General features: G+C 60.4%; 21 protein-coding genes. All 21 read left to right on the top strand.

Features of this window, described 5'->3' with window-relative positions:
• Positions 1-5 precede the first annotated feature (5 nt).
• The 21 genes from fliS (at position 6) to fliQ (ending at position 18,850) form a co-directional block, all read left to right on the top strand.
• Positions 6-401, top strand: coding sequence for a flagellar export chaperone FliS (fliS, locus tag KGB27_RS11705; protein WP_008044602.1), 396 nt, complete (start codon positions 6-8; stop codon positions 399-401).
• 10 nt (positions 402-411) lie between these two features.
• On the top strand, positions 412-708 hold the full coding sequence (locus KGB27_RS11710) for a hypothetical protein (RefSeq protein WP_008044601.1): 297 nt from the start codon (positions 412-414) through the stop codon (positions 706-708).
• A gap of 173 nt (positions 709-881) precedes the next feature.
• The gene (locus KGB27_RS11715) at positions 882-2,357 is read left to right on the top strand and encodes a sigma-54 dependent transcriptional regulator (protein WP_008044600.1); all 1,476 of its coding nucleotides are present in this window, start codon (positions 882-884) and stop codon (positions 2,355-2,357) included.
• Between the two features lie 110 nt (positions 2,358-2,467).
• Positions 2,468-3,691, top strand: a complete 1,224-nt coding sequence (locus tag KGB27_RS11720; protein ID WP_404943246.1) for a sensor histidine kinase — start codon at positions 2,468-2,470, stop codon at positions 3,689-3,691.
• A gap of 5 nt (positions 3,692-3,696) precedes the next feature.
• Complete coding sequence (locus KGB27_RS11725) at positions 3,697-5,082, top strand: sigma-54-dependent transcriptional regulator (protein WP_192226038.1); 1,386 nt, start codon at positions 3,697-3,699, stop codon at positions 5,080-5,082.
• A 214-nt stretch (positions 5,083-5,296) separates the two neighbouring features.
• Positions 5,297-5,626, top strand: a complete 330-nt coding sequence (fliE, locus tag KGB27_RS11730) for a flagellar hook-basal body complex protein FliE (protein WP_008044594.1) — start codon at positions 5,297-5,299, stop codon at positions 5,624-5,626.
• Between the two features lie 15 nt (positions 5,627-5,641).
• Entirely contained in the window at positions 5,642-7,429 is a 1,788-nt protein-coding gene (gene fliF, locus KGB27_RS11735; RefSeq protein ID WP_008044586.1) for a flagellar basal-body MS-ring/collar protein FliF, read from the top strand.
• Complete coding sequence (gene fliG / locus KGB27_RS11740) at positions 7,422-8,441, top strand: flagellar motor switch protein FliG (RefSeq protein WP_003184041.1); 1,020 nt, start codon at positions 7,422-7,424, stop codon at positions 8,439-8,441. The genes fliF and fliG overlap by 8 nt, the downstream gene beginning before the upstream one ends.
• Before the next feature lie 7 nt (positions 8,442-8,448).
• The gene (gene fliH / locus KGB27_RS11745) at positions 8,449-9,249 is read left to right on the top strand and encodes a flagellar assembly protein FliH (RefSeq protein WP_192226040.1); all 801 of its coding nucleotides are present in this window, start codon (positions 8,449-8,451) and stop codon (positions 9,247-9,249) included.
• Positions 9,239-10,597 carry a flagellar protein export ATPase FliI gene (gene fliI, locus KGB27_RS11750; RefSeq protein WP_192226042.1) on the top strand — a complete coding sequence of 453 codons (1,359 nt, stop codon included), beginning with the start codon at positions 9,239-9,241 and terminating at the stop codon, positions 10,595-10,597. The genes fliH and fliI overlap by 11 nt, the downstream gene beginning before the upstream one ends.
• A gap of 6 nt (positions 10,598-10,603) precedes the next feature.
• Complete coding sequence (gene fliJ, locus KGB27_RS11755) at positions 10,604-11,053, top strand: flagellar export protein FliJ (RefSeq protein ID WP_008024572.1); 450 nt, start codon at positions 10,604-10,606, stop codon at positions 11,051-11,053.
• Between the two features lie 214 nt (positions 11,054-11,267).
• On the top strand, positions 11,268-11,573 hold the full coding sequence (locus KGB27_RS11760; protein WP_008039800.1) for an STAS domain-containing protein: 306 nt from the start codon (positions 11,268-11,270) through the stop codon (positions 11,571-11,573).
• 5 nt (positions 11,574-11,578) lie between these two features.
• A complete protein-coding gene (locus KGB27_RS11765; protein ID WP_223554574.1) occupies positions 11,579-13,282 on the top strand; it encodes a SpoIIE family protein phosphatase in 1,704 nt (567 codons plus the stop codon).
• Between the two features lie 30 nt (positions 13,283-13,312).
• Complete coding sequence (locus tag KGB27_RS11770) at positions 13,313-13,681, top strand: Hpt domain-containing protein (protein WP_008039803.1); 369 nt, start codon at positions 13,313-13,315, stop codon at positions 13,679-13,681.
• An 82-nt stretch (positions 13,682-13,763) separates the two neighbouring features.
• Entirely contained in the window at positions 13,764-15,143 is a 1,380-nt protein-coding gene (locus KGB27_RS11775) for a flagellar hook-length control protein FliK (RefSeq protein ID WP_008039805.1), read from the top strand.
• A gap of 232 nt (positions 15,144-15,375) precedes the next feature.
• Positions 15,376-15,876, top strand: a complete 501-nt coding sequence (gene fliL / locus KGB27_RS11780) for a flagellar basal body-associated protein FliL (RefSeq protein WP_008039807.1) — start codon at positions 15,376-15,378, stop codon at positions 15,874-15,876.
• 9 nt (positions 15,877-15,885) lie between these two features.
• The gene (fliM, locus tag KGB27_RS11785) at positions 15,886-16,854 is read left to right on the top strand and encodes a flagellar motor switch protein FliM (RefSeq protein ID WP_008024584.1); all 969 of its coding nucleotides are present in this window, start codon (positions 15,886-15,888) and stop codon (positions 16,852-16,854) included.
• Between the two features lie 69 nt (positions 16,855-16,923).
• Positions 16,924-17,382: a flagellar motor switch protein FliN gene (gene fliN / locus KGB27_RS11790; protein WP_008039811.1), complete on the top strand. Its 459-nt coding sequence runs from the start codon at positions 16,924-16,926 to the stop codon at positions 17,380-17,382.
• Positions 17,383-17,826, top strand: a complete 444-nt coding sequence (fliO, locus tag KGB27_RS11795; RefSeq protein ID WP_008039812.1) for a flagellar biosynthetic protein FliO — start codon at positions 17,383-17,385, stop codon at positions 17,824-17,826.
• Positions 17,826-18,584 (top strand): flagellar type III secretion system pore protein FliP, encoded by a 759-nt coding sequence (gene fliP / locus KGB27_RS11800; protein ID WP_008039813.1) that lies wholly within the window; start codon positions 17,826-17,828, stop codon positions 18,582-18,584. The genes fliO and fliP overlap by 1 nt, the downstream gene beginning before the upstream one ends.
• Positions 18,581-18,850 (top strand): flagellar biosynthesis protein FliQ, encoded by a 270-nt coding sequence (fliQ, locus tag KGB27_RS11805; protein WP_008024593.1) that lies wholly within the window; start codon positions 18,581-18,583, stop codon positions 18,848-18,850. Before fliP ends, fliQ begins: the two co-directional genes overlap by 4 nt.

The raw sequence follows: 18,850 nt of genomic DNA on the forward strand, positions 1-18,850 counted from the left end.
ACAGCATGAACCCGATGTTAGCCCTTCGGCAGTACCAGAAGATTGGTGCTCAGGCCCAGACTTCCGAAGCCAGCCCCCATCGCCTGGTGCAAATGCTCATGGAAGGTGGGCTGGATCGCATCGCTCAGGCCAAGGGTGCCATGGAGCGCAAGGATATTCCCAACAAAGGCATTTTCATCGGCAAGGCAATCGCGATCGTCGGTGGCTTGCGTGAAGGCCTGGACCTGGAAAATTCGATTGAGTCTGTAGGTGAGCTGGACAAGCTGTACACCTACATGATGAAGCGCCTGGCAGAAGCCAACGTCAAAACCGATCCAAAGATTCTCGACGAAGTCGCCGATTTGCTTCGCACAGTCAAAGAAGGCTGGGATGCTATCGCCGCGCCGGGTCCGCAGTTTTAAGGAGATCACCATGAGTCTTGTATTGCAGCGTATCGAACACACCCGTGATGCCCTCGTCGGTGCCTTGGCCGAGCGCAATTGGGAAGCCATCGGTGAGTTGGATCTGGCTTGTCGTTCCTGCATGGAAGACGTCTTGAGTGAAGCTTCGGTAGACGAGGCCGCCTTGCGTGACAATCTTGAAGAGTTGCTGGGGGTGTATAAGCAGCTTCTGGAGGCGGCGACAGGGGAGCGACAAGCAATAGTTGATGAGATGTCGCAGATCCATCAAGCACAGAACGCTGCAAAGGTTTACCATCTGTTTGGTTAATTAATCCTCAGTTAATCCAAACATAGTGCGCCATAAATTTGACTGTGCACGGTTTTTTGACTTAACTAGTGGCTGGTTCCAGATTTCAGGCGTCTACAGGCATAACGTGTCTGCAAGCGTCTAGCTTGCCCCATCATTTCGGGCATTGAGTTGACTAGGGAAGTTGCTATTGCATGTGGCGTGAAACCAAAATTCTGCTGATTGATGACGATAGCGTCCGCCGCCGCGACCTGGCGGTGATTTTAAATTTTCTTGGCGAAGAAAATTTACCCTGCGGTAGCCATGACTGGCAGCAGGCTGTCGGCTCTTTGTCATCAAGTCGTGAAGTGATCTGTGTCCTCATCGGGACGGTCAATGCTCCTGGTGCACTTCCGGGCTTGTTAAAGACACTCTCTACCTGGGATGAGTTCCTTCCGGTTTTGTTAATGGGCGATAATTCTTCCGTTGACTTGCCAGAAGACCAGCGTCGCCGAGTGCTTTCGACCCTCGAAATGCCACCCAGCTACAGCAAACTGCTCGATTCGCTGCACCGTGCCCAGGTCTATCGAGAGATGTACGACCAGGCCCGCGAGCGCGGTCGTCATCGCGAGCCCAACCTTTTCCGCAGTCTTGTCGGCACCAGCCGGGCGATTCAACACGTCCGTCAGATGATGCAGCAAGTTGCCGATACCGACGCCAGCGTGCTGATCCTCGGCGAGTCGGGGACTGGCAAGGAAGTGGTCGCGCGCAACCTGCACTACCATTCCAAGCGTCGTGACGCGCCGTTCGTCCCGGTCAACTGCGGGGCGATCCCGGCCGAGTTGCTGGAAAGCGAATTGTTCGGCCATGAGAAGGGCGCGTTCACCGGGGCGATCACCAGTCGCGCCGGGCGCTTTGAGCTGGCCAACGGCGGTACGCTGTTCCTCGACGAAATCGGCGACATGCCGCTGCCGATGCAGGTCAAGCTGTTGCGCGTGCTTCAGGAACGCACTTTCGAGCGCGTGGGCAGCAACAAGACCCAAAGCGTCGATGTGCGCATCATCGCGGCGACTCACAAGAATCTCGAAAGCATGATCGAGATCGGCACTTTCCGCGAAGATTTGTACTACCGCCTGAACGTGTTCCCGATCGAGATGGCACCGCTGCGCGAACGTGTCGAAGACATTCCGCTGCTGATGAACGAGTTGATCTCGCGCATGGAGCACGAGAAGCGCGGTTCGATCCGTTTCAACTCCGCAGCGATCATGTCGCTGTGCCGTCACGGCTGGCCGGGCAACGTCCGCGAACTGGCCAACCTGGTGGAGCGCATGGCGATCATGCACCCGTACGGGGTGATCGGTGTGGTCGAGTTGCCGAAGAAATTCCGCTACGTCGATGACGAAGACGAGCAACTGGTCGATAGCCTGCGCAGCGATCTTGAAGAGCGCGTGGCCATCAACGGTCACACTCCGGACTTCACCGCCAACGCCATGCTGCCGCCGGAAGGCCTGGACCTGAAAGACTACCTCGGTGGTCTGGAACAGGGCCTGATCCAGCAGGCGCTGGATGATGCCAATGGCATCGTGGCGCGCGCTGCCGAGCGGTTGCGGATCCGTCGTACCACGCTGGTAGAGAAGATGCGCAAGTACGGCATGAGCCGTCGCGATGGTGATGAACAGGCGGATGATTGACGCCTGTTTTTCAAGTCGTTCATTTGTAGGCGGTTTTTTTTAGGCACGGGTATTGCTACATCCCTCGCAACGTTCCGTTTAACTGACGGTCAGCCAAGCGAGAGAGCCCGATGCCCCAAGCCGCCCAGATGTCTCCTGTCCCTGATGCTTCGGGACAAACGTCGTCCGTAGAGCAGGCAAGCCGGCTTGGCCTTGAGCAGGCTTTCGCGTTGTTCAACCAGATGTCCAGCCAGTTGACCGACTCCTACAGCATGCTCGAAGCCCGGGTCACCGAGCTCAAGGGCGAGCTGGCGGTGGTCAGCGCTCAGCGCATGCAGGAACTGGCGGAAAAAGAACGCCTGGCCAACCGCCTGCAAAACCTCCTCGATCTATTGCCCGGCGGCGTTATCGTCATCGACGCTCAGGGCATCGTGCGTGAAGCCAACCCCGCTGCTTGTGAATTGCTCGGCCTGCCTCTCGAAGGCGAGCTGTGGCGTCATGTCATTGCCCGATGCTTTGCGCCGCGCGAAGACGACGGCCACGAAATCTCGCTCAAGGACGGTCGGCGTCTGTCGATCGCCACCCGCTCGCTGGATGCCGAGCCCGGCCAGTTGGTATTGCTCAATGACCTGACCGAAACCCGTCATCTGCAAGATCAACTGGCTCGCCACGAACGCCTGTCTTCCCTCGGTCGAATGGTCGCGTCGCTGGCTCACCAGATTCGTACGCCGTTGTCCGCCGCATTGCTTTACGCCAGTCATTTGACCGAGCAAGAACTGCCGGTTGCCACGCAGCAACGTTTTGCCGGGCGCCTTAAAGAGCGTTTGCATGAGCTGGAGCATCAAGTGCGCGACATGCTGGTGTTTGCTCGTGGCGAGCTGCCGCTGACCGATCGCGTCACGCCGAAAATGCTGATGCAATCCTTGCAGGCAGCGGCGCTGACCCATGTGCAGGATTTGCCGGTTCGCTGGCAGTGCGACAGTCATGCGGGTGAGTTGCTGTGCAATCGCGACACGTTGGTCGGGGCGATTCTCAATCTGATCGAGAACGCGATCCAGGCCAGTGCCGGCGACGTTCGCTTGAAAGTCCATCTCTACACCCGCGACAACAACCTGCGTGTCTGCGTCAGTGACAGCGGCAGCGGCATCGATACGAAAGTGCTGGCGCGTTTAGGTGAGCCATTTTTTACCACTAAAACCACCGGGACCGGCCTTGGCCTGACCGTGGTCAAGGCCGTGGCTCGTGCCCATCAGGGAGAATTGCAACTGCACTCGCGGTTGGGTCGCGGCACCTGCGCGCAGGTGATTCTGCCGCTGTTTTCTGATGAAAAGCGCAGTGCTCAGGGAGTGGAGTGAACGACATGGGGATCAAGGTTTTACTGGTCGAGGATGACCGCGCATTACGCGAAGCACTGACCGATACGCTGTTGCTCGCAGGGCATGACTACACAGCCGTGGGGTCGGCCGAAGAAGCGCTGGATGCCGTCGGAGCCGAGGCGTTCAACCTGGTGCTCAGTGACGTGAACATGCCGGGCATGGACGGCCATCAGTTGCTCGGATTGCTGCGCGCTCGCCAGCCGCAGTTGCCGGTGCTGCTGATGACGGCGCATGGCGCCGTAGAACGCGCGGTCGATGCGATGCGTCAGGGCGCGGCGGATTATCTGGTCAAGCCGTTCGAGCCCAAGGCTTTGCTGGATCTGGTTGCGCGGCATGCGCTGGGCAGCCTCGGCGCTGCCGACAGCGAGGGGCCTGTAGCGTTCGAGCCGGCCAGTGCGCAGTTGCTGGAATTGGCCGCACGGGTGGCGCGCAGTGATTCTACGGTGTTGATCTCCGGTGAGTCCGGGACCGGTAAAGAAGTGCTGGCGCGTTACATCCATCAGCATTCTCATCGCGCCAGCCAGCCGTTCATTGCGATCAATTGCGCGGCGATTCCCGACAACATGCTCGAGGCAACGCTGTTCGGTCACGAAAAGGGTTCGTTCACTGGTGCCATCGCGGCGCAGGCCGGCAAGTTCGAGCAGGCCGACGGCGGAACCATTCTGCTCGACGAAATTTCCGAAATGCCCCTGGGTCTTCAAGCGAAGTTGCTGCGCGTGTTGCAAGAGCGCGAAGTTGAGCGGGTCGGCGCGCGCAAGCCGATCACGCTGGATATTCGGGTCGTCGCCACCACCAACCGTGACCTTGCCGGTGAAGTGGCGGCAGGGCGTTTCCGTGAAGACCTTTACTATCGCCTGTCCGTATTTCCTTTGGCCTGGCGTCCGTTGCGCGAACGCACCGCCGACATCCTGCCGCTGGCCGAGCGGCTGCTGACCAAGCACGTCAATAAAATGAAGCATGCGGCGGCGCGACTGTCGCCGGAGGCGCAGGCGTGCCTGATCGGCTATCCATGGCCGGGCAATGTGCGGGAGCTGGATAACGCGATTCAGCGTGCATTGATCCTGCAGCAGGGCGGTGTGATCCAGCCGCAGGATTTCTGCCTGGCCGGGCCGGTCGCCTGTGCGCCGTTGCCGGTATTGACCGCCGTGCCGGTGCGGGTTGCTGACGTGGAGTCCGAGTCTGCCGGTGCGTTGGGTGATGACCTGCGTCGCCGCGAATTCCAGATGATCATCGATACCTTGCGCTCTGAGCGGGGGCGTCGCAAGGAAGCGGCAGAGCGTCTGGGCATCAGCCCTCGCACCCTGCGCTACAAACTGGCGCAAATGCGTGATGCCGGAATGGATGTGGAAGCGTACCTGTTCGCCACCTGATTTTACTTTGTGGGAGCGAGCCTGCTCGCGGTGGAGTCAGGAGCGACGCGTTATCGTTCACGACCATCGCGAGCAGGCTCGCTCCTGCAGAAGTTTGTGAGCTGATAAAGGGCTTTTGTTCTGGGCGGCCACGGAGATGGCACCCTTGTTGCTAACACCTCACTACCCGCCGAGTGAGTGTCAAAAAATTGCGGGTCGTCAATGAGAGTAGACCATGAGCCAAGGTATTGAATTCAATCGGTTGATGCTGGACATGCGTTCCATGCAAATGGATGCCATGTCTGCGCCGAAATCGACTGCCGCCGTCCCTGAATTGAGCGGCAGCAGCTTTTCCGACATGCTCGGTCAGGCCGTCAATAAAGTGAGCGACACCCAGCAGGCTTCCAGTCAGTTGGCCAGTGCCTTCGAGATCGGCAAGAGCGGTGTCGACCTGACGGACGTGATGATTTCCTCGCAGAAGGCCAGCGTGTCTTTCCAGGCGTTGACCCAAGTGCGTAACAAGCTGGTTCAGGCATACCAAGACATCATGCAGATGCCGGTTTAAGGACGAGATTGAGTCATGGCAGAAGCAGTCGCCGATAATGTTCCGGCCAAGGCCACACCGATAGACGGCAAACCGCCGCTGTTCGGCTTGTCCTTCCTGGAAAACCTCTCCGAGATGACCATGTTGCGTCAGGTGGGCCTGTTGGTCGGCCTGGCTGCGAGCGTGGCGATTGGCTTCGCCGTGGTGTTGTGGTCCCAACAGCCGGACTACCGGCCTCTGTACGGCAGCCTTGCCGGTATGGACGCCAAGCAAGTCATGGATACCCTGGCTGCCGCAGACATTCCCTATACCGTTGAACCGAACTCCGGTGCCTTGCTGGTCAAGGCCGATGACCTGTCCCGTGCGCGACTGAAGCTCGCGGGCGCTGGTGTCACTCCCAGCGACGGCAACATCGGTTTCGAGATTCTCGACAAGGATCAGGGGCTCGGCACCAGCCAGTTCATGGAAGCGACCCGTTATCGTCGCGGCCTCGAAGGCGAACTGGCCCGGACCATCTCCAGCCTGAACAACGTCAAGGGTGCCCGCGTGCACCTGGCGATTCCGAAAAGCTCGGTGTTCGTACGTGACGAGCGCAAGCCGAGCGCTTCGGTGCTGGTAGAGCTGTATTCCGGTCGCTCGCTGGAGCCGGGTCAGGTGGTGGCGATCATCAACCTGGTCGCGACCAGCGTTCCAGAACTCAGCAAATCGCAGATCACCGTCGTCGACCAGAAGGGCAACCTGCTCTCGGATCAGGCGGAGAACTCCGAGCTGACCATGGCCGGCAAGCAATTCGATTACAGCCGTCGCATGGAAAGCATGCTCACTCAGCGCGTGCACAACATCCTGCAACCGGTGCTGGGCAACGACCGCTATAAAGCCGAAGTCTCGGCGGACGTGGATTTCAGTGCTGTCGAGTCGACCTCCGAGCAATTCAACCCGGATCAGCCGGCGTTGCGCAGCGAGCAGTCGGTCAACGAGCAACGCACCGCCAGCAATGGCCCGCAAGGCGTACCGGGTGCTCTGAGCAACCAGCCGCCATCGCCTGCCTCGGCGCCGCAAACCACCGGTGGCGCTACCGCGTCGGCCGGCATGGTGCAGCCAGGCCAGCCACTGCTGGATGCCAACGGTCAGCAAATCATGGACCCGGCCACCGGCCAACCGATGCTGGCACCGTACCCGGCGGACAAGCGTCAACAATCCACCAAGAACTTCGAGCTCGACCGTTCCATCAGCCACACCAAACAACAGCAAGGGCGTTTGAACCGCCTGTCGGTGTCGGTAGTGGTGGACGATCAGGTCAAGATCAACGCAGCCAACGGCGAAACCACCCGTGCACCGTGGAGCGCCGACGAATTGGCGCGCTTCACCCGTCTGGTACAGGACGCCGTCGGTTTCGACGCCAGTCGTGGCGACAGCGTCAGCGTGATCAACATGCCGTTCTCCGCCGAGCGCGGTGAAGTGATTGCCGATATTCCGTTCTACTCCCAGCCGTGGTTCTGGGACATCGTCAAGCAAGTGCTGGGTGTCTTGTTCATCCTGATACTGGTGTTCGGTGTGCTGCGTCCGGTGCTCAACAACATCACCAATGGCGGCAAAGGCAAACAGCTGGCCGGTTTTGGCGGCGACGTGGAGCTCGGTGGCATGGGCGGCCTGGACGGCGAACTGGCCAACGATCGCGTCAGCCTCGGCGGCCCGACCAGCATCCTGCTGCCGAGCCCGAGCGAAGGCTATGACGCACAGTTGAACGCAATCAAGAGTCTGGTGGCAGAAGATCCGGGTCGCGTGGCCCAGGTCGTGAAAGAGTGGATTAACGCAGATGAGTGATAACCGAGCCGCCGTCGCCAAACTGTCCCGGGTCGATAAAGCCGCAATCCTGCTGCTGTCTCTCGGTTCTACCGATGCCGCCCAGGTGCTGCGCCACATGGGGCCCAAAGAGGTCCAGCGTGTGGGTGTGGCCATGGCGCAGATGGGTAACGTGCACCGCGAGCAGGTCGAGCAGGTGATGAGCGAGTTCGTCGACATCGTCGGCGATCAGACCAGCCTGGGCGTCGGCTCCGACGACTACGTGCGCAAAATGCTGACTCAGGCGCTGGGCGAGGACAAGGCCAACGGCCTGATCGACCGGATCCTGCTGGGCGGCAACACCAGTGGCCTCGACAGCCTGAAGTGGATGGAACCGCGCGCCGTCGCCGACGTGATCCGTTACGAGCACCCGCAGATCCAGGCGATCGTCGTGGCGTATCTCGACCCGGACCAGGCCGGCGAAGTGCTGGGTAACTTCGACCACAAGGTGCGACTGGACATCATTCTGCGGGTTTCCTCGCTGAACACGGTGCAGCCAGCCGCACTGAAAGAACTCAACCAGATTCTCGAGAAGCAGTTCTCCGGCAACTCGAATGCCTCGCGCACCACCCTGGGTGGCATCAAGCGTGCGGCCGACATCATGAACTTCCTCGACAGCTCGATCGAAGGTCAGCTGATGGACTCGATCCGCGAAGTCGACGAAGACCTGTCCGGTCAGATCGAAGACCTCATGTTCGTGTTCAACAACCTGTCCGATGTCGATGACCGCGGGATTCAGGCGTTGCTGCGTGAAGTCTCCTCCGATGTACTGGTACTGGCCCTCAAGGGCTCGGACGAAGGCGTCAAGGAAAAGATCTTCAAGAACATGTCCAAACGGGCGGCCGAACTGTTGCGCGACGACCTCGAGGCCAAAGGCCCGGTGCGCGTCAGCGACGTGGAAACCGCACAGAAAGAAATCCTCACCATTGCTCGCCGTATGGCCGAAGCCGGAGAAATCGTTCTCGGCGGGAAGGGCGGCGAAGAGATGATCTAAGGTCACTATGTCGTCCAAACATGATGAGTCCCAGACCGACCTGATCCGCGCCAAGGACGTCGCGGGTTTCGACACCTGGTCGCTGCCCAGTTTCGACCCGCCTGCACCGGAGCCCGAGCCGGAACCTGAGCCCGAGCCGCCGGAAATGGAGGAAGTGCCGCTGGAAGAAGTCCAGCCACTGACCCTCGAAGAACTCGAAAGCATTCGCCAGGAGGCCTACAACGAAGGCTTCGCCACGGGCGAGAAAGAAGGTTTTCACAGCACCACGCTCAAGGTCCGTCAGGAAGCAGAGGCGGTCCTGGCGCCGAAAGTCGCCGCGCTTGAGCAACTGATGGCCAACCTGTTCGAGCCTATCGCCGAGCAAGACACCCAGATCGAAAAGTCGCTGGTCGACCTCGTTCAGCACATCACCAAGCAGGTGATTCAGCGGGAGCTGGCCATCGACTCGACGCAGATCGAACACGTCATGCGCGACGCCCTCAAGCTGTTGCCGCTGGGCGTGGGCAATGTGCGGCTGTACATCAATCCGCAGGATTTCGAACAGGTCAAAGCCCTGCGCGAGCGCCATGAAGAAACCTGGCGCATCGTCGAGGACGAAGCCTTGTTGCCTGGTGGTTGCCGGGTCGAGACGGAGCACAGTCGCATCGATGCCACCGTTGAAACGCGCATCGCCCGAGTCATGGACAAGCTGTTCGATCAGTTGCACGAGCAGGCCCTGCACCCGGCCGCGCCGGACCTGAGCCTGGAGCTGCCGATCGAGGCCAAACCTGCGGTCGAAGCCGAGCCGGACGTTCCCGATGCGCCTTGATCGCACCAGCTTCGCCAAGCGCCTGGGCAGTTACGCCGAGGCAACGGAGCTGGCCGGCGCACCGATCCTCGAAGGCCGCTTGCTGCGCATGGTCGGCCTGACCCTCGAAGCTGAAGGCCTGCGCGCCGCCATGGGCAGCCGCTGCATGGTCATCAACGACGACAGTTACCATCCGGTGCAGGTCGAAGCCGAAGTCATGGGCTTCTCCGGCAGCAAAGTCTTTCTGATGCCGGTCGGCAGTGTCGCCGGCATCGCGCCCGGCGCCCGTGTGGTGCCGTTGGCCGATACCGGTCGTCTGCCGATGGGCATGAGCATGCTCGGACGGGTGCTCGACGGCGCCGGTCGTGCGCTGGACGGCAAGGGCGGCATGAAGGCTGAAGACTGGGTGCCGATGGACGGCCCGACGATCAACCCGCTCAAGCGTCACCCGATCAGCGAGCCGCTGGACGTGGGCATTCGTTCCATCAACGGTTTGTTGACGGTCGGTCGCGGTCAGCGGCTCGGGCTGTTCGCCGGTACCGGCGTCGGCAAGAGTGTGCTGCTGGGCATGATGACCCGCTTCACCGAGGCCGACATTATCGTCGTCGGGCTGATCGGTGAACGGGGTCGAGAAGTTAAGGAATTCATCGAGCACATCCTCGGTGAAGAAGGGCTCAAGCGTTCGGTGGTCGTGGCGTCCCCGGCGGACGATGCGCCGCTGATGCGTCTGCGCGCCGCGATGTATTGCACGCGGATCGCCGAGTATTTCCGCGACAAGGGCAAGAATGTCCTGTTGCTGATGGACTCGCTGACTCGTTTCGCCCAGGCCCAGCGGGAAATCGCCCTGGCCATTGGCGAGCCGCCGGCGACCAAGGGTTATCCGCCATCGGTGTTCGCCAAGTTGCCGAAACTGGTGGAGCGGGCGGGTAACGCTGAAAAGGGCGGCGGTTCGATCACCGCGTTTTATACCGTGTTGTCCGAAGGCGATGACCAGCAGGATCCGATCGCCGACTCGGCGCGGGGTGTGCTTGACGGGCACATCGTCCTGTCCCGACGTCTGGCTGAGGAAGGGCATTACCCGGCCATCGACATCGAAGCGTCGATCAGCCGGGTCATGCCGTCGGTGGTGTCGCCGGAACACATGGCCCGCGCCCAGTATTTCAAGCAGTTGTGGTCGCGCTATCAGCAGAGCCGCGATCTGATCAGTGTCGGCGCCTACGTCGCTGGCGGTGATCGCGAGACCGACCTGGCGATTTCCCTGCAGCCGCAGCTGGCCAAATACCTGCGCCAAGGGTTGAACGACAGCATCAGCCTGGGCGAAAGCGAATCCTATCTGGGCTCGATCTTCGCGCCTGCGGCTGGCGGTTAATCGATCATGGCCCAGAGTCGGGCAGGGCGTCTGGCGCCGGTGGTCGAAATGGCCGAAAAGGCCGAGAAAACCGCCGCTCAGCGGTTAGGCCATTTTCAGGGCCAGGTTCGCGTGGCAGAAAGCAAGCTCGCCGACCTTGAAGCCTTTCGACTCGACTATCAGGAGCAATGGATCGTGCGCGGCAGCAGCGGCGTCTCGGGCCAGTGGCTGCTGGGTTATCAGGGCTTCCTCGCGCAACTGGGCACCGCCATCGATCAGCAGCGGCAAAGCCTGGCGTGGCATCAGAACAATCTGAACAAGGCACGGGAAACCTGGCAGCAGGCATTTGCCCGGGTCGAAGGCTTGCGCAAACTGGTTCAGCGTTACGCAGACGAGGCGCGACAGCTGGAAGACAGGCGCGAACAGAAGCTGATGGACGAGTTGTCCCAGCGGTTGCCGCGTGAGAGTCCGTACTGAATCAGTCAGGCCGCGTTATCGTTTTTCGCGGGCAAGCCTCGCTCCTACAGGTTTCGCATCGTCCATGATTTCGTGAACGGCACAAATCCCGCAGGAGCGAGGCTTGCCCGCGAAGGCGTCCTCAAAAACTCCGCCCCTTTCCAGCCTTGCCCCCATCTCCGTCAAGTGCTAAACCTTGTACAAGTATGTTCACCAATGACAAGGATGCCGTTCAATGTCAGTCGTTACAGAAGTCTCTCCGGATGGGCAAAAACTGACTATATCGATCAGAGGACGATTCGATTTCGGTCGGCATCAAGAGTTTCGCGAGTCCTACGAGCGACTCAACAAGAAGCCCGACTCCATAGTCGTAGATCTTAAAGACGCCACTTATCTTGATAGTTCGGCGCTAGGCATGTTGTTGCTGTTGCGCGATCACGCGGGTGGCGACGATTCCGATGTGCGGGTGATCAACAGTAATTCGGATGTTCGAAAGATTCTCGCCATCTCCAACTTCGACAAACTGTTCGACATCAGTTGACCAACGTGCAGCCACTCGAGTCGCTGACGATCCTGATTGCCGAAGACAGCGCGGCCGACCGCATGCTGCTGTCGAGTATCGTCCGTCGCCAGGGTCATGAAGTCCTGACGGCGGCCAACGGTGCCGAAGCGGTTGAAGCGTTTCGCTTACAACGACCGCAACTGGTCTTGATGGACGCCATGATGCCGGTGATGGACGGTTTCGAGGCAGCACGGCAGATCAAGGCACTGGCCGGGGAAACCCTGGTGCCGATCATCTTCCTGACGTCGCTGAGCGAAAGCGAAGCCTTGGCGCGCTGTCTGGAGGCTGGCGGTGACGACTTTCTGGCAAAACCCTACAACCAGGTGATCCTCGCCGCCAAAATCAAGGCAATGGACCGTTTGCGCCGGTTGCAGGCCACCGTGCTGGAGCAGCGCGACCAAATTGCCAGGCACCACGATTACCTGCTCAACGAGCAGCGTGTGGCCAAGGCCGTGTTCGACAAGGTCGCCCATTCCGGCTGCCTGAACGCCCCCAACATCCGCTACCTGCAATCGCCTTATGCGCTGTTCAATGGTGATTTGCTGCTCGCGGCGTTCACGCCGGCCGGCGACATGCACGTGCTGCTCGGCGATTTTACCGGCCATGGCTTGCCGGCCGCCGTCGGGGCGATGCCGCTGGCCGAGGTCTTCTACGGCATGACTGCCAAGGGTTACGGCCTGTCGGAAACCCTGCGCGAGATGAACGCCAAGCTCAAGCGCATCCTGCCGGTGGACATGTTCTGTTGTGCGACGCTGCTGTGCCTGAGTTTTCAGCGGCGCTCGGTGGAGGTCTGGAACGGCGGGATGCCGGACGGTTACCTACACAGTTTCGCCAGTGGCGAGCGCACACAGCTGACGGCTCGGCATTTGCCGCTTGGCGTGCTGAGCCCGCAGACGTTCGATGATCGCACCGAAGTGTTTCCGATGGCGGTCGGGGATCGGGTGTTCCTGTTGTCTGACGGGGTGATTGATACGTGCGATGCCAATGAGCAGTTGTTCGGCGTCGAGCGATTGCAGCGGGTGTTTGCGGCCAATCGTCGGCCCGATCAGCTGTTCGAGGAGATCGAGCAGGCGCTGCGGGATTTTCGCGGTGAGGCCCGCGACGATGTCAGCATGGTCGAAGTCAGCCTGGTGGAGGCTGCGCAGCTGAGTCCGCCGGCCCTGGTGTATTCCGACAGCGGTCAGTCCTGCCCGCTGGACTGGTCGGTGAGTTTCGAGTTTCGTGCGGCCACCCTCAAGCGCTTCAATCCATTGCCGTATCTTTTGCAGTTGCTGCTGGAAGTGCATGGTTTGCGCGCCCAGAGCGGTGCGCTTTACAGTGTGCTCGCGGAGTTGTACTCCAATGCACTGGAGCACGGCGTGCTGGGGCTGGACTCAAGCCTGAAACGCGATGCCTCGGGTTTTGCCCGCTATTATCAACAACGCAATGCACGTCTGGACGAGCTGCAGGACGGCTATGTGCGGCTGCATTTGCAGGTCGCGCCCAAAGGCGAGGGTGGTTGCCTGACGATTCGTGTCGAAGACAGTGGCAAGGGTTTTGATGTCGACAGGGTGATGGCGCGCCCCCTCGATGGTGCCCGTCTGTCGGGACGCGGGGTCAGTCTGATCCGCCAGTTGAGCCGTAACGCCAACTGGTCCGACGATGGTCGTAGTGCCCGCGTGGAATTTTTCTGGGAGGCTCTGGCATAATCCGCGCATTCTTGATCAAGGAGTGAGCAAGTGGCTGACACACATCTGGATCGCGACGTGCTGAGCGCGTTGCAAGAAGTCATGGAGGATGAGTATCCGATGTTGCTGGGTACTTTTCTTGCCGATTCCATAGAGCGCTTGAGTCAGCTGCACAAGGCTGACGATGCCGAGACGCTCGGTGCCACTGCGCACAGTTTCAAGGGCAGTTGCAGCAACATGGGCGCCATTCGCCTTGCGCAGTTGTGCAATGAGCTTGAGCAGCGAAGCAAGCAGGAGTCGCTGGAAGGCATCGAGAAACTGATCAGCGAAATCGATAGTGAATTCGCGATTATCCGCACCCTCTACGAAGCAGAGCGCCAGCGCTCTCTCGCTGGCAGTGCGACCGTCCGGCGTTTTTAGCACCGTTCGAACAAAACTGGCGCAACCCTTGCAGCAATCTCCGCAACTGTACCTACGATCCCAGTGCAGCGGAGACCGTTTCATGCCCGTTACCCCCAATATTCTTCTTCAGGCCGCCGCTCAGGCCAAGACTCAAGCCGCCTCCGCCAATCCACCGGCGCTGGCCGCTGAGCCCGGGGACAAAGCCTCCAGCTTCGCTCAGGTCTACGCCAATCAAGCCCAGAACAAGCCCTCGGCGGCCACCGATGGAACGCCGAAGCCGGTGCGCGATAAAGCCCCGGACAGCCCCGATAAAAAGAGCGTCGGCAACGACAATGCTGCCGCCCCGGAACCGACGGTTGCCGATAGCGGCAAAACCTTGCCCGCCGATAAACCGGCGCCGGACGACGACAAGGCTGCCAGCGATGATGCCGCAGCTGCCGCGGATACCGCAGAAACCCCGGTAGTCGTCGACACGGCGCCGGTTGATCCGGCTCTCGATCCGTCATTGCTGCCAGCGTTGCAAGCCGTGGTGGCAGCTCCGGTTCCGCAAGCACCGCCAGTGGTGGTCACTGAGCAGCCGCAAGTGCAGGCGCCTCCTGTTGCTGCGCCAGTGGCGGCGGTACAGGTTGCCGCACCGGCGGATGACGCGTTCGATCCTGAAGCCGATCCGCTGGATGCGCTGCCGGCCGTGCGTATGGCCATGGAACAGGGCGGTCATATTTCCGCTGCCAGTCAGGCGCAACCCAAGGCAGCGCCAACGGCTGCTCAGGCCCAGGCTGATGGCGAACCCACCTCGGCACAGAACTTTGCCGCCGGCATGGCGGGCATGCTCGATGTGCAGGCGGACAAGGACAGTACCAGCCAGGGCGGTGAGAAAACCTTCAGTGGGTTGATCGATGACGGCCTCAAGGACTTGAAATCGGCGAGCAGCGATACCCGCGTCGACGACTTCGCCAACCGTCTGGCGGCGCTGACTCAGGCAGCTACACCGAAAACCGCCAACGCGGTACCGGTGAATCAGCCGATCACGATGAATCAAAGCGGCTGGACCGAAGAAATCGTGAACCGGGTCATGTACCTGTCCAGCGCCAATCTCAAGGCGGCCGATATCCAGTTGCAACCGGCCGAACTGGGGCGCCTCGACATTCGGGTGAACATGGTGCCGGACCAGCAGACCCAAGTGACCTTCATGAGCGCGCATCCAAGCGTTCGCGAAGCGCTCGATGGTCAGATGCACCGCTTGCGTGACATGTTCGCGCAGCAGGGCATGGGGCAGGTCGATGTCAACGTGTCCGATCAGTCGCGTGGCTGGCAGGGGCAGGGTCAGGAACAACAGGCTCAGCAGGGGCAGGGCGGGCGCAGTAACGCCAGCGGTGGTCGCCTCGATGGCGTGGATGAAGAGCTCGCGCCGACCGTTGCCGAAGTCGCGGCCAGCACCACCAGTGTCATCGGCTCCAGCGCCGTCGACTACTACGCCTGAATTAGTCAGGCACCAAACCCTGTGGGAGCGAGACCGGCTTGCCGGCGAATGAGGCACTGACAGTCAATATCTTCATCGACTGTTGCACCGCAATCGCGAGCAGGCTCGCTCCCACATTTGTTTTGTGGTGAATCGTCATCCGCCGTCCCCTGTCTCCCGACACTTCTGGCATAACACTTGCTCTTGCCTTGCCGTGCGACTGTGAAAACCCGAATAGTGACGGATTATTGGCATGGCGAAGAGCGAAGCAGTAGTAAAAGACCCCGCAACCAAAGGCAAAATCAAGCTGATCATTGTGATCGTGGTGGCCCTGCTGCTGGCGATCGGCTTGTCCGTGGGAGCGACCTGGTTCTTCATGCACAGCGCTCAGAGCAAGCCTGCCGCCGTGGTTGAAACTGCCCCGGCCGGCAAGCAACCAGCGGTTTTCGAGCAAATGGCGCCGGCCTTCGTGGCCAACTACAACCAGAACGGCCGCCAGCGCTTCATGCAGGTGAGCATCACCATGCAGGGCCGCAATCAGGCTGATCTTGAAGCCCTGAAAGTCCACATGCCGGTCATCCGCAACAACCTTGTCATGCTGTTCTCCGGGCAGGATTTCGCGACCCTGGCGTCGCCGGTCGGTCAGGAAATGCTGCGCCAGAAAGCCACGGCCAGCGTCCAGGAAGTGGCGCAGAAAGAGCTCGGCAAAGTGGTCATCGAACAGTTGCTTTTCACTAATTTCGTACTGCAGTAGGAACACGACATGGCCGTGCAGGACCTGCTGTCCCAGGATGAGATCGATGCGCTGTTGCATGGTGTCGACGATGGTCTGGTACAGACCGATACCGCTGCCGAACCCGGCAGTGTCAAAAGCTACGACCTGACCAGCCAGGATCGCATCGTCCGTGGACGCATGCCGACCCTGGAAATGATCAACGAGCGTTTCGCCCGCTACACCCGCATCAGCATGTTCAACATGCTGCGCCGCTCGGCGGACGTTGCCGTCGGTGGTGTGCAGGTGATGAAGTTCGGCGAATACGTGCACTCGCTGTACGTGCCGACCAGCCTCAACCTGGTCAAGATCAAACCGTTGCGCGGCACGGCGCTGTTCATCCTCGACGCCAAACTGGTGTTCAAACTGGTGGACAACTTCTTCGGCGGCGACGGCCGTCACGCGAAGATCGAAGGGCGTGAATTCACCCCGACCGAACTGCGTGTGGTGCGCATGGTGCTGGAGCAGGCCTTCGTCGATCTGAAGGAAGCCTGGCAGGCGATCATGGAAGTGAACTTCGAGTACATCAACTCGGAAGTGAACCCGGCCATGGCCAACATCGTCGGCCCGAGCGAAGCCATTGTGGTGTCGACCTTCCACATCGAACTCGATGGCGGTGGCGGCGACCTGCACGTGACCATGCCGTACTCGATGATCGAGCCGGTACGCGAAATGCTCGACGCCGGCTTCCAGTCGGACCTCGACGATCAGGACGAGCGTTGGGTCAATGCCCTGCGCCAGGACGTGCTCGACGTCGACGTGCCGATCGGCGCTACGGTTGCCCGTCGCCAGTTGCGCCTGCGCGACATTCTGCACATGCAGCCGGGGGACATTATCCCGGTCGAAATGCCGGAAGAAATGATCATGCGCGCCAATGGCGTGCCTGCGTTCAAGGTCAAGATGGGCTCGCACAAAGGCAACCTCGCGTTGCAAGTGATCGAGCCGATCGAGCGCCGTTGACCGGCGCCTCTACATATTCGCTTTTAACTGACGGCTGCCCTCTGATGGGTTGCCCGCCGAGGACACATGATGGCTGACGATATGAATACCCAGGACGACCAGGCGCTGGCTGACGAATGGGCTGCGGCCCTGGAAGAAACCGGTGATGCCGGGCAGGACGACATTGACGCCTTGCTGGCGGCTGACGCTGCTGGTTCGTCGTCGAACCGTTTGCCGATGGAAGAATTCGGCAGCGTGCCGAAAAACAACGATCCGGTAACCCTGGACGGTCCGAACCTGGACGTGATCCTCGACATCCCGGTGTCGATTTCCATGGAAGTCGGCAGCACCGACATCAACATCCGTAACCTGCTGCAGCTCAACCAGGGTTCGGTGATCGAGCTCGATCGCCTGGCCGGTGAGCCGCTGGACGTGCTGGTCAACGGTACGTTGATCGCTCACGGTGAAGTGGTGGTGGTCAACGAGAAGTTCGGCATCCGCCTGACCGACGTGATCAGCCCAAGCGAACGCATCAAGAAGCTGCGCTGAGTGAAAAAGCTTTTGGGGTTGTTACTGGCCTTGCCGTTCAGTGCGTTGGCGGCCGAACCGGTTGCTAATGCTGCCGTGGCTGCCGCACCTGCTGTCAGTAGCGGTGTGGCGGGCCAGTTGACGCAATTGGTGCTCGGTCTGCTGCTGGTGCTGGGGTTGATCTTCTTCCTCGCCTGGCTTCTGCGCCGGGTCCAGCAGGCCGGGCCTGCGGGCAAGGCGCAGGTGATCGAGTTGATCGGTTCCCGGGCGCTGGGTCCGCGTGACCGATTGATGCTGGTGCAGGTCGGCAATGAGCAGATCCTGCTCGGTTTGAGCCCCGGCACCATCACCGCGCTGCATGTGCTCAAGGAGCCGGTGCACGTACCGGTCACCGAGAAAGCGACCCCGGAATTTGCCCTGCGCCTGATGGAACTGATGGGCAAGGATCAGAAGGATAAGAAGTAATGGGTGCGCTACGCATCATCTTGACGCTGGCCCTGATGCTGGCCGCGCCGCTGGCCTTCGCCGCCGATCCGTTGTCGATCCCGGCGATCACCCTGGGCACCAACGCACAGGGCGCTCAGGAATATTCGGTCAGCCTGCAAATCCTGCTGATCATGACCGCGCTGAGTTTCATTCCGGCGTTCGTCATGCTGATGACCAGTTTCACGCGGATCATCATCGTCTTCTCGATCCTGCGTCAGGCCCTGGGCCTGCAGCAGACGCCGTCGAACCAGATCCTCACGGGCATGGCGCTGTTTCTGACCCTGTTCATCATGGCGCCGGTGTTTGACCGGGTGAACCAGGATGCCTTGCAGCCGTATCTGGCGGAAAAACTCACCGCGCAGGATGCCGTGGCCAAGGCTCAGGTGCCGATCAAGGACTTCATGCTGGCGCAGACGCGCAGCAGCGATCTGGAGCTGTTCATGCGCCTGTCCAAGCGCACGGACATCGCCACGCCGGATCAGGCGCCGCTGACCATTCTGGTGCCGGCCTTCGTCACGTCCGAGCTGAAAACCGCGTTCCAGATCGGCTTCATGATCTTCATTCCGTTCCTGATCATCGACCTGGTCGTCGCCAGTGTGCTGATGGCCATGGGTATGATGATGCTCTCGCCGCTGATCATTTCCCTGCCGTTCAAGATCATGCTGTTCGTGCTGGTGGATGGCTGGGCGCTGATCATCGGGACATTGGCGAGTAGCTTCGGCGGTGTTTCGCCATGACGCCGGAAGTCGCGGTAGACATCTTTCGTGAAGCGCTCTGGCTGACCACCATGATGGTCGCCGTGCTGGTGATTCCGAGTCTGCTGGTGGGCCTGTTGGTCGCGATGTTCCAGGCGGCCACGCAGATCAACGAACAAACCCTGAGCTTCTTGCCGCGCCTGCTGGTCATGCTGGTGACGCTGATCGTTGCCGGTCCGTGGCTGGTGCAGACGTTCATGGAATACATCCTGCAGTTGTACGGCAATATTCCTCGGGTCATCGGCTAA

The organism is Pseudomonas sp. BF-R-01 (assembly GCF_019946615.1).
GTDB classification, from domain to species: domain Bacteria; phylum Pseudomonadota; class Gammaproteobacteria; order Pseudomonadales; family Pseudomonadaceae; genus Aquipseudomonas; species Aquipseudomonas migulae.

What these genes read in the sequence shown, in the direction of transcription:
- fliS (WP_008044602.1), top strand. Translation starts at nt 6, where the DNA reads ATGAACCCGATGTTAGCCCTTCGGCAGTACCAGAAGATTGGTGCTCAG.
- KGB27_RS11710 (WP_008044601.1), top strand. Translation starts at nt 412, where the DNA reads ATGAGTCTTGTATTGCAGCGTATCGAACACACCCGTGATGCCCTCGTC.
- KGB27_RS11715 (WP_008044600.1), top strand. Translation starts at nt 882, where the DNA reads ATGTGGCGTGAAACCAAAATTCTGCTGATTGATGACGATAGCGTCCGC.
- KGB27_RS11720 (WP_404943246.1), top strand. Translation starts at nt 2,468, where the DNA reads ATGCCCCAAGCCGCCCAGATGTCTCCTGTCCCTGATGCTTCGGGACAA.
- KGB27_RS11725 (WP_192226038.1), top strand. Translation starts at nt 3,697, where the DNA reads ATGGGGATCAAGGTTTTACTGGTCGAGGATGACCGCGCATTACGCGAA.
- fliE (WP_008044594.1), top strand. Translation starts at nt 5,297, where the DNA reads ATGAGCCAAGGTATTGAATTCAATCGGTTGATGCTGGACATGCGTTCC.
- fliF (WP_008044586.1), top strand. Translation starts at nt 5,642, where the DNA reads ATGGCAGAAGCAGTCGCCGATAATGTTCCGGCCAAGGCCACACCGATA.
- fliG (WP_003184041.1), top strand. Translation starts at nt 7,422, where the DNA reads ATGAGTGATAACCGAGCCGCCGTCGCCAAACTGTCCCGGGTCGATAAA.
- fliH (WP_192226040.1), top strand. Translation starts at nt 8,449, where the DNA reads ATGTCGTCCAAACATGATGAGTCCCAGACCGACCTGATCCGCGCCAAG.
- fliI (WP_192226042.1), top strand. Translation starts at nt 9,239, where the DNA reads ATGCGCCTTGATCGCACCAGCTTCGCCAAGCGCCTGGGCAGTTACGCC.
- fliJ (WP_008024572.1), top strand. Translation starts at nt 10,604, where the DNA reads ATGGCCCAGAGTCGGGCAGGGCGTCTGGCGCCGGTGGTCGAAATGGCC.
- KGB27_RS11760 (WP_008039800.1), top strand. Translation starts at nt 11,268, where the DNA reads ATGTCAGTCGTTACAGAAGTCTCTCCGGATGGGCAAAAACTGACTATA.
- KGB27_RS11775 (WP_008039805.1), top strand. Translation starts at nt 13,764, where the DNA reads ATGCCCGTTACCCCCAATATTCTTCTTCAGGCCGCCGCTCAGGCCAAG.
- fliL (WP_008039807.1), top strand. Translation starts at nt 15,376, where the DNA reads ATGGCGAAGAGCGAAGCAGTAGTAAAAGACCCCGCAACCAAAGGCAAA.
- fliM (WP_008024584.1), top strand. Translation starts at nt 15,886, where the DNA reads ATGGCCGTGCAGGACCTGCTGTCCCAGGATGAGATCGATGCGCTGTTG.
- fliN (WP_008039811.1), top strand. Translation starts at nt 16,924, where the DNA reads ATGGCTGACGATATGAATACCCAGGACGACCAGGCGCTGGCTGACGAA.
- fliP (WP_008039813.1), top strand. Translation starts at nt 17,826, where the DNA reads ATGGGTGCGCTACGCATCATCTTGACGCTGGCCCTGATGCTGGCCGCG.
- fliQ (WP_008024593.1), top strand. Translation starts at nt 18,581, where the DNA reads ATGACGCCGGAAGTCGCGGTAGACATCTTTCGTGAAGCGCTCTGGCTG.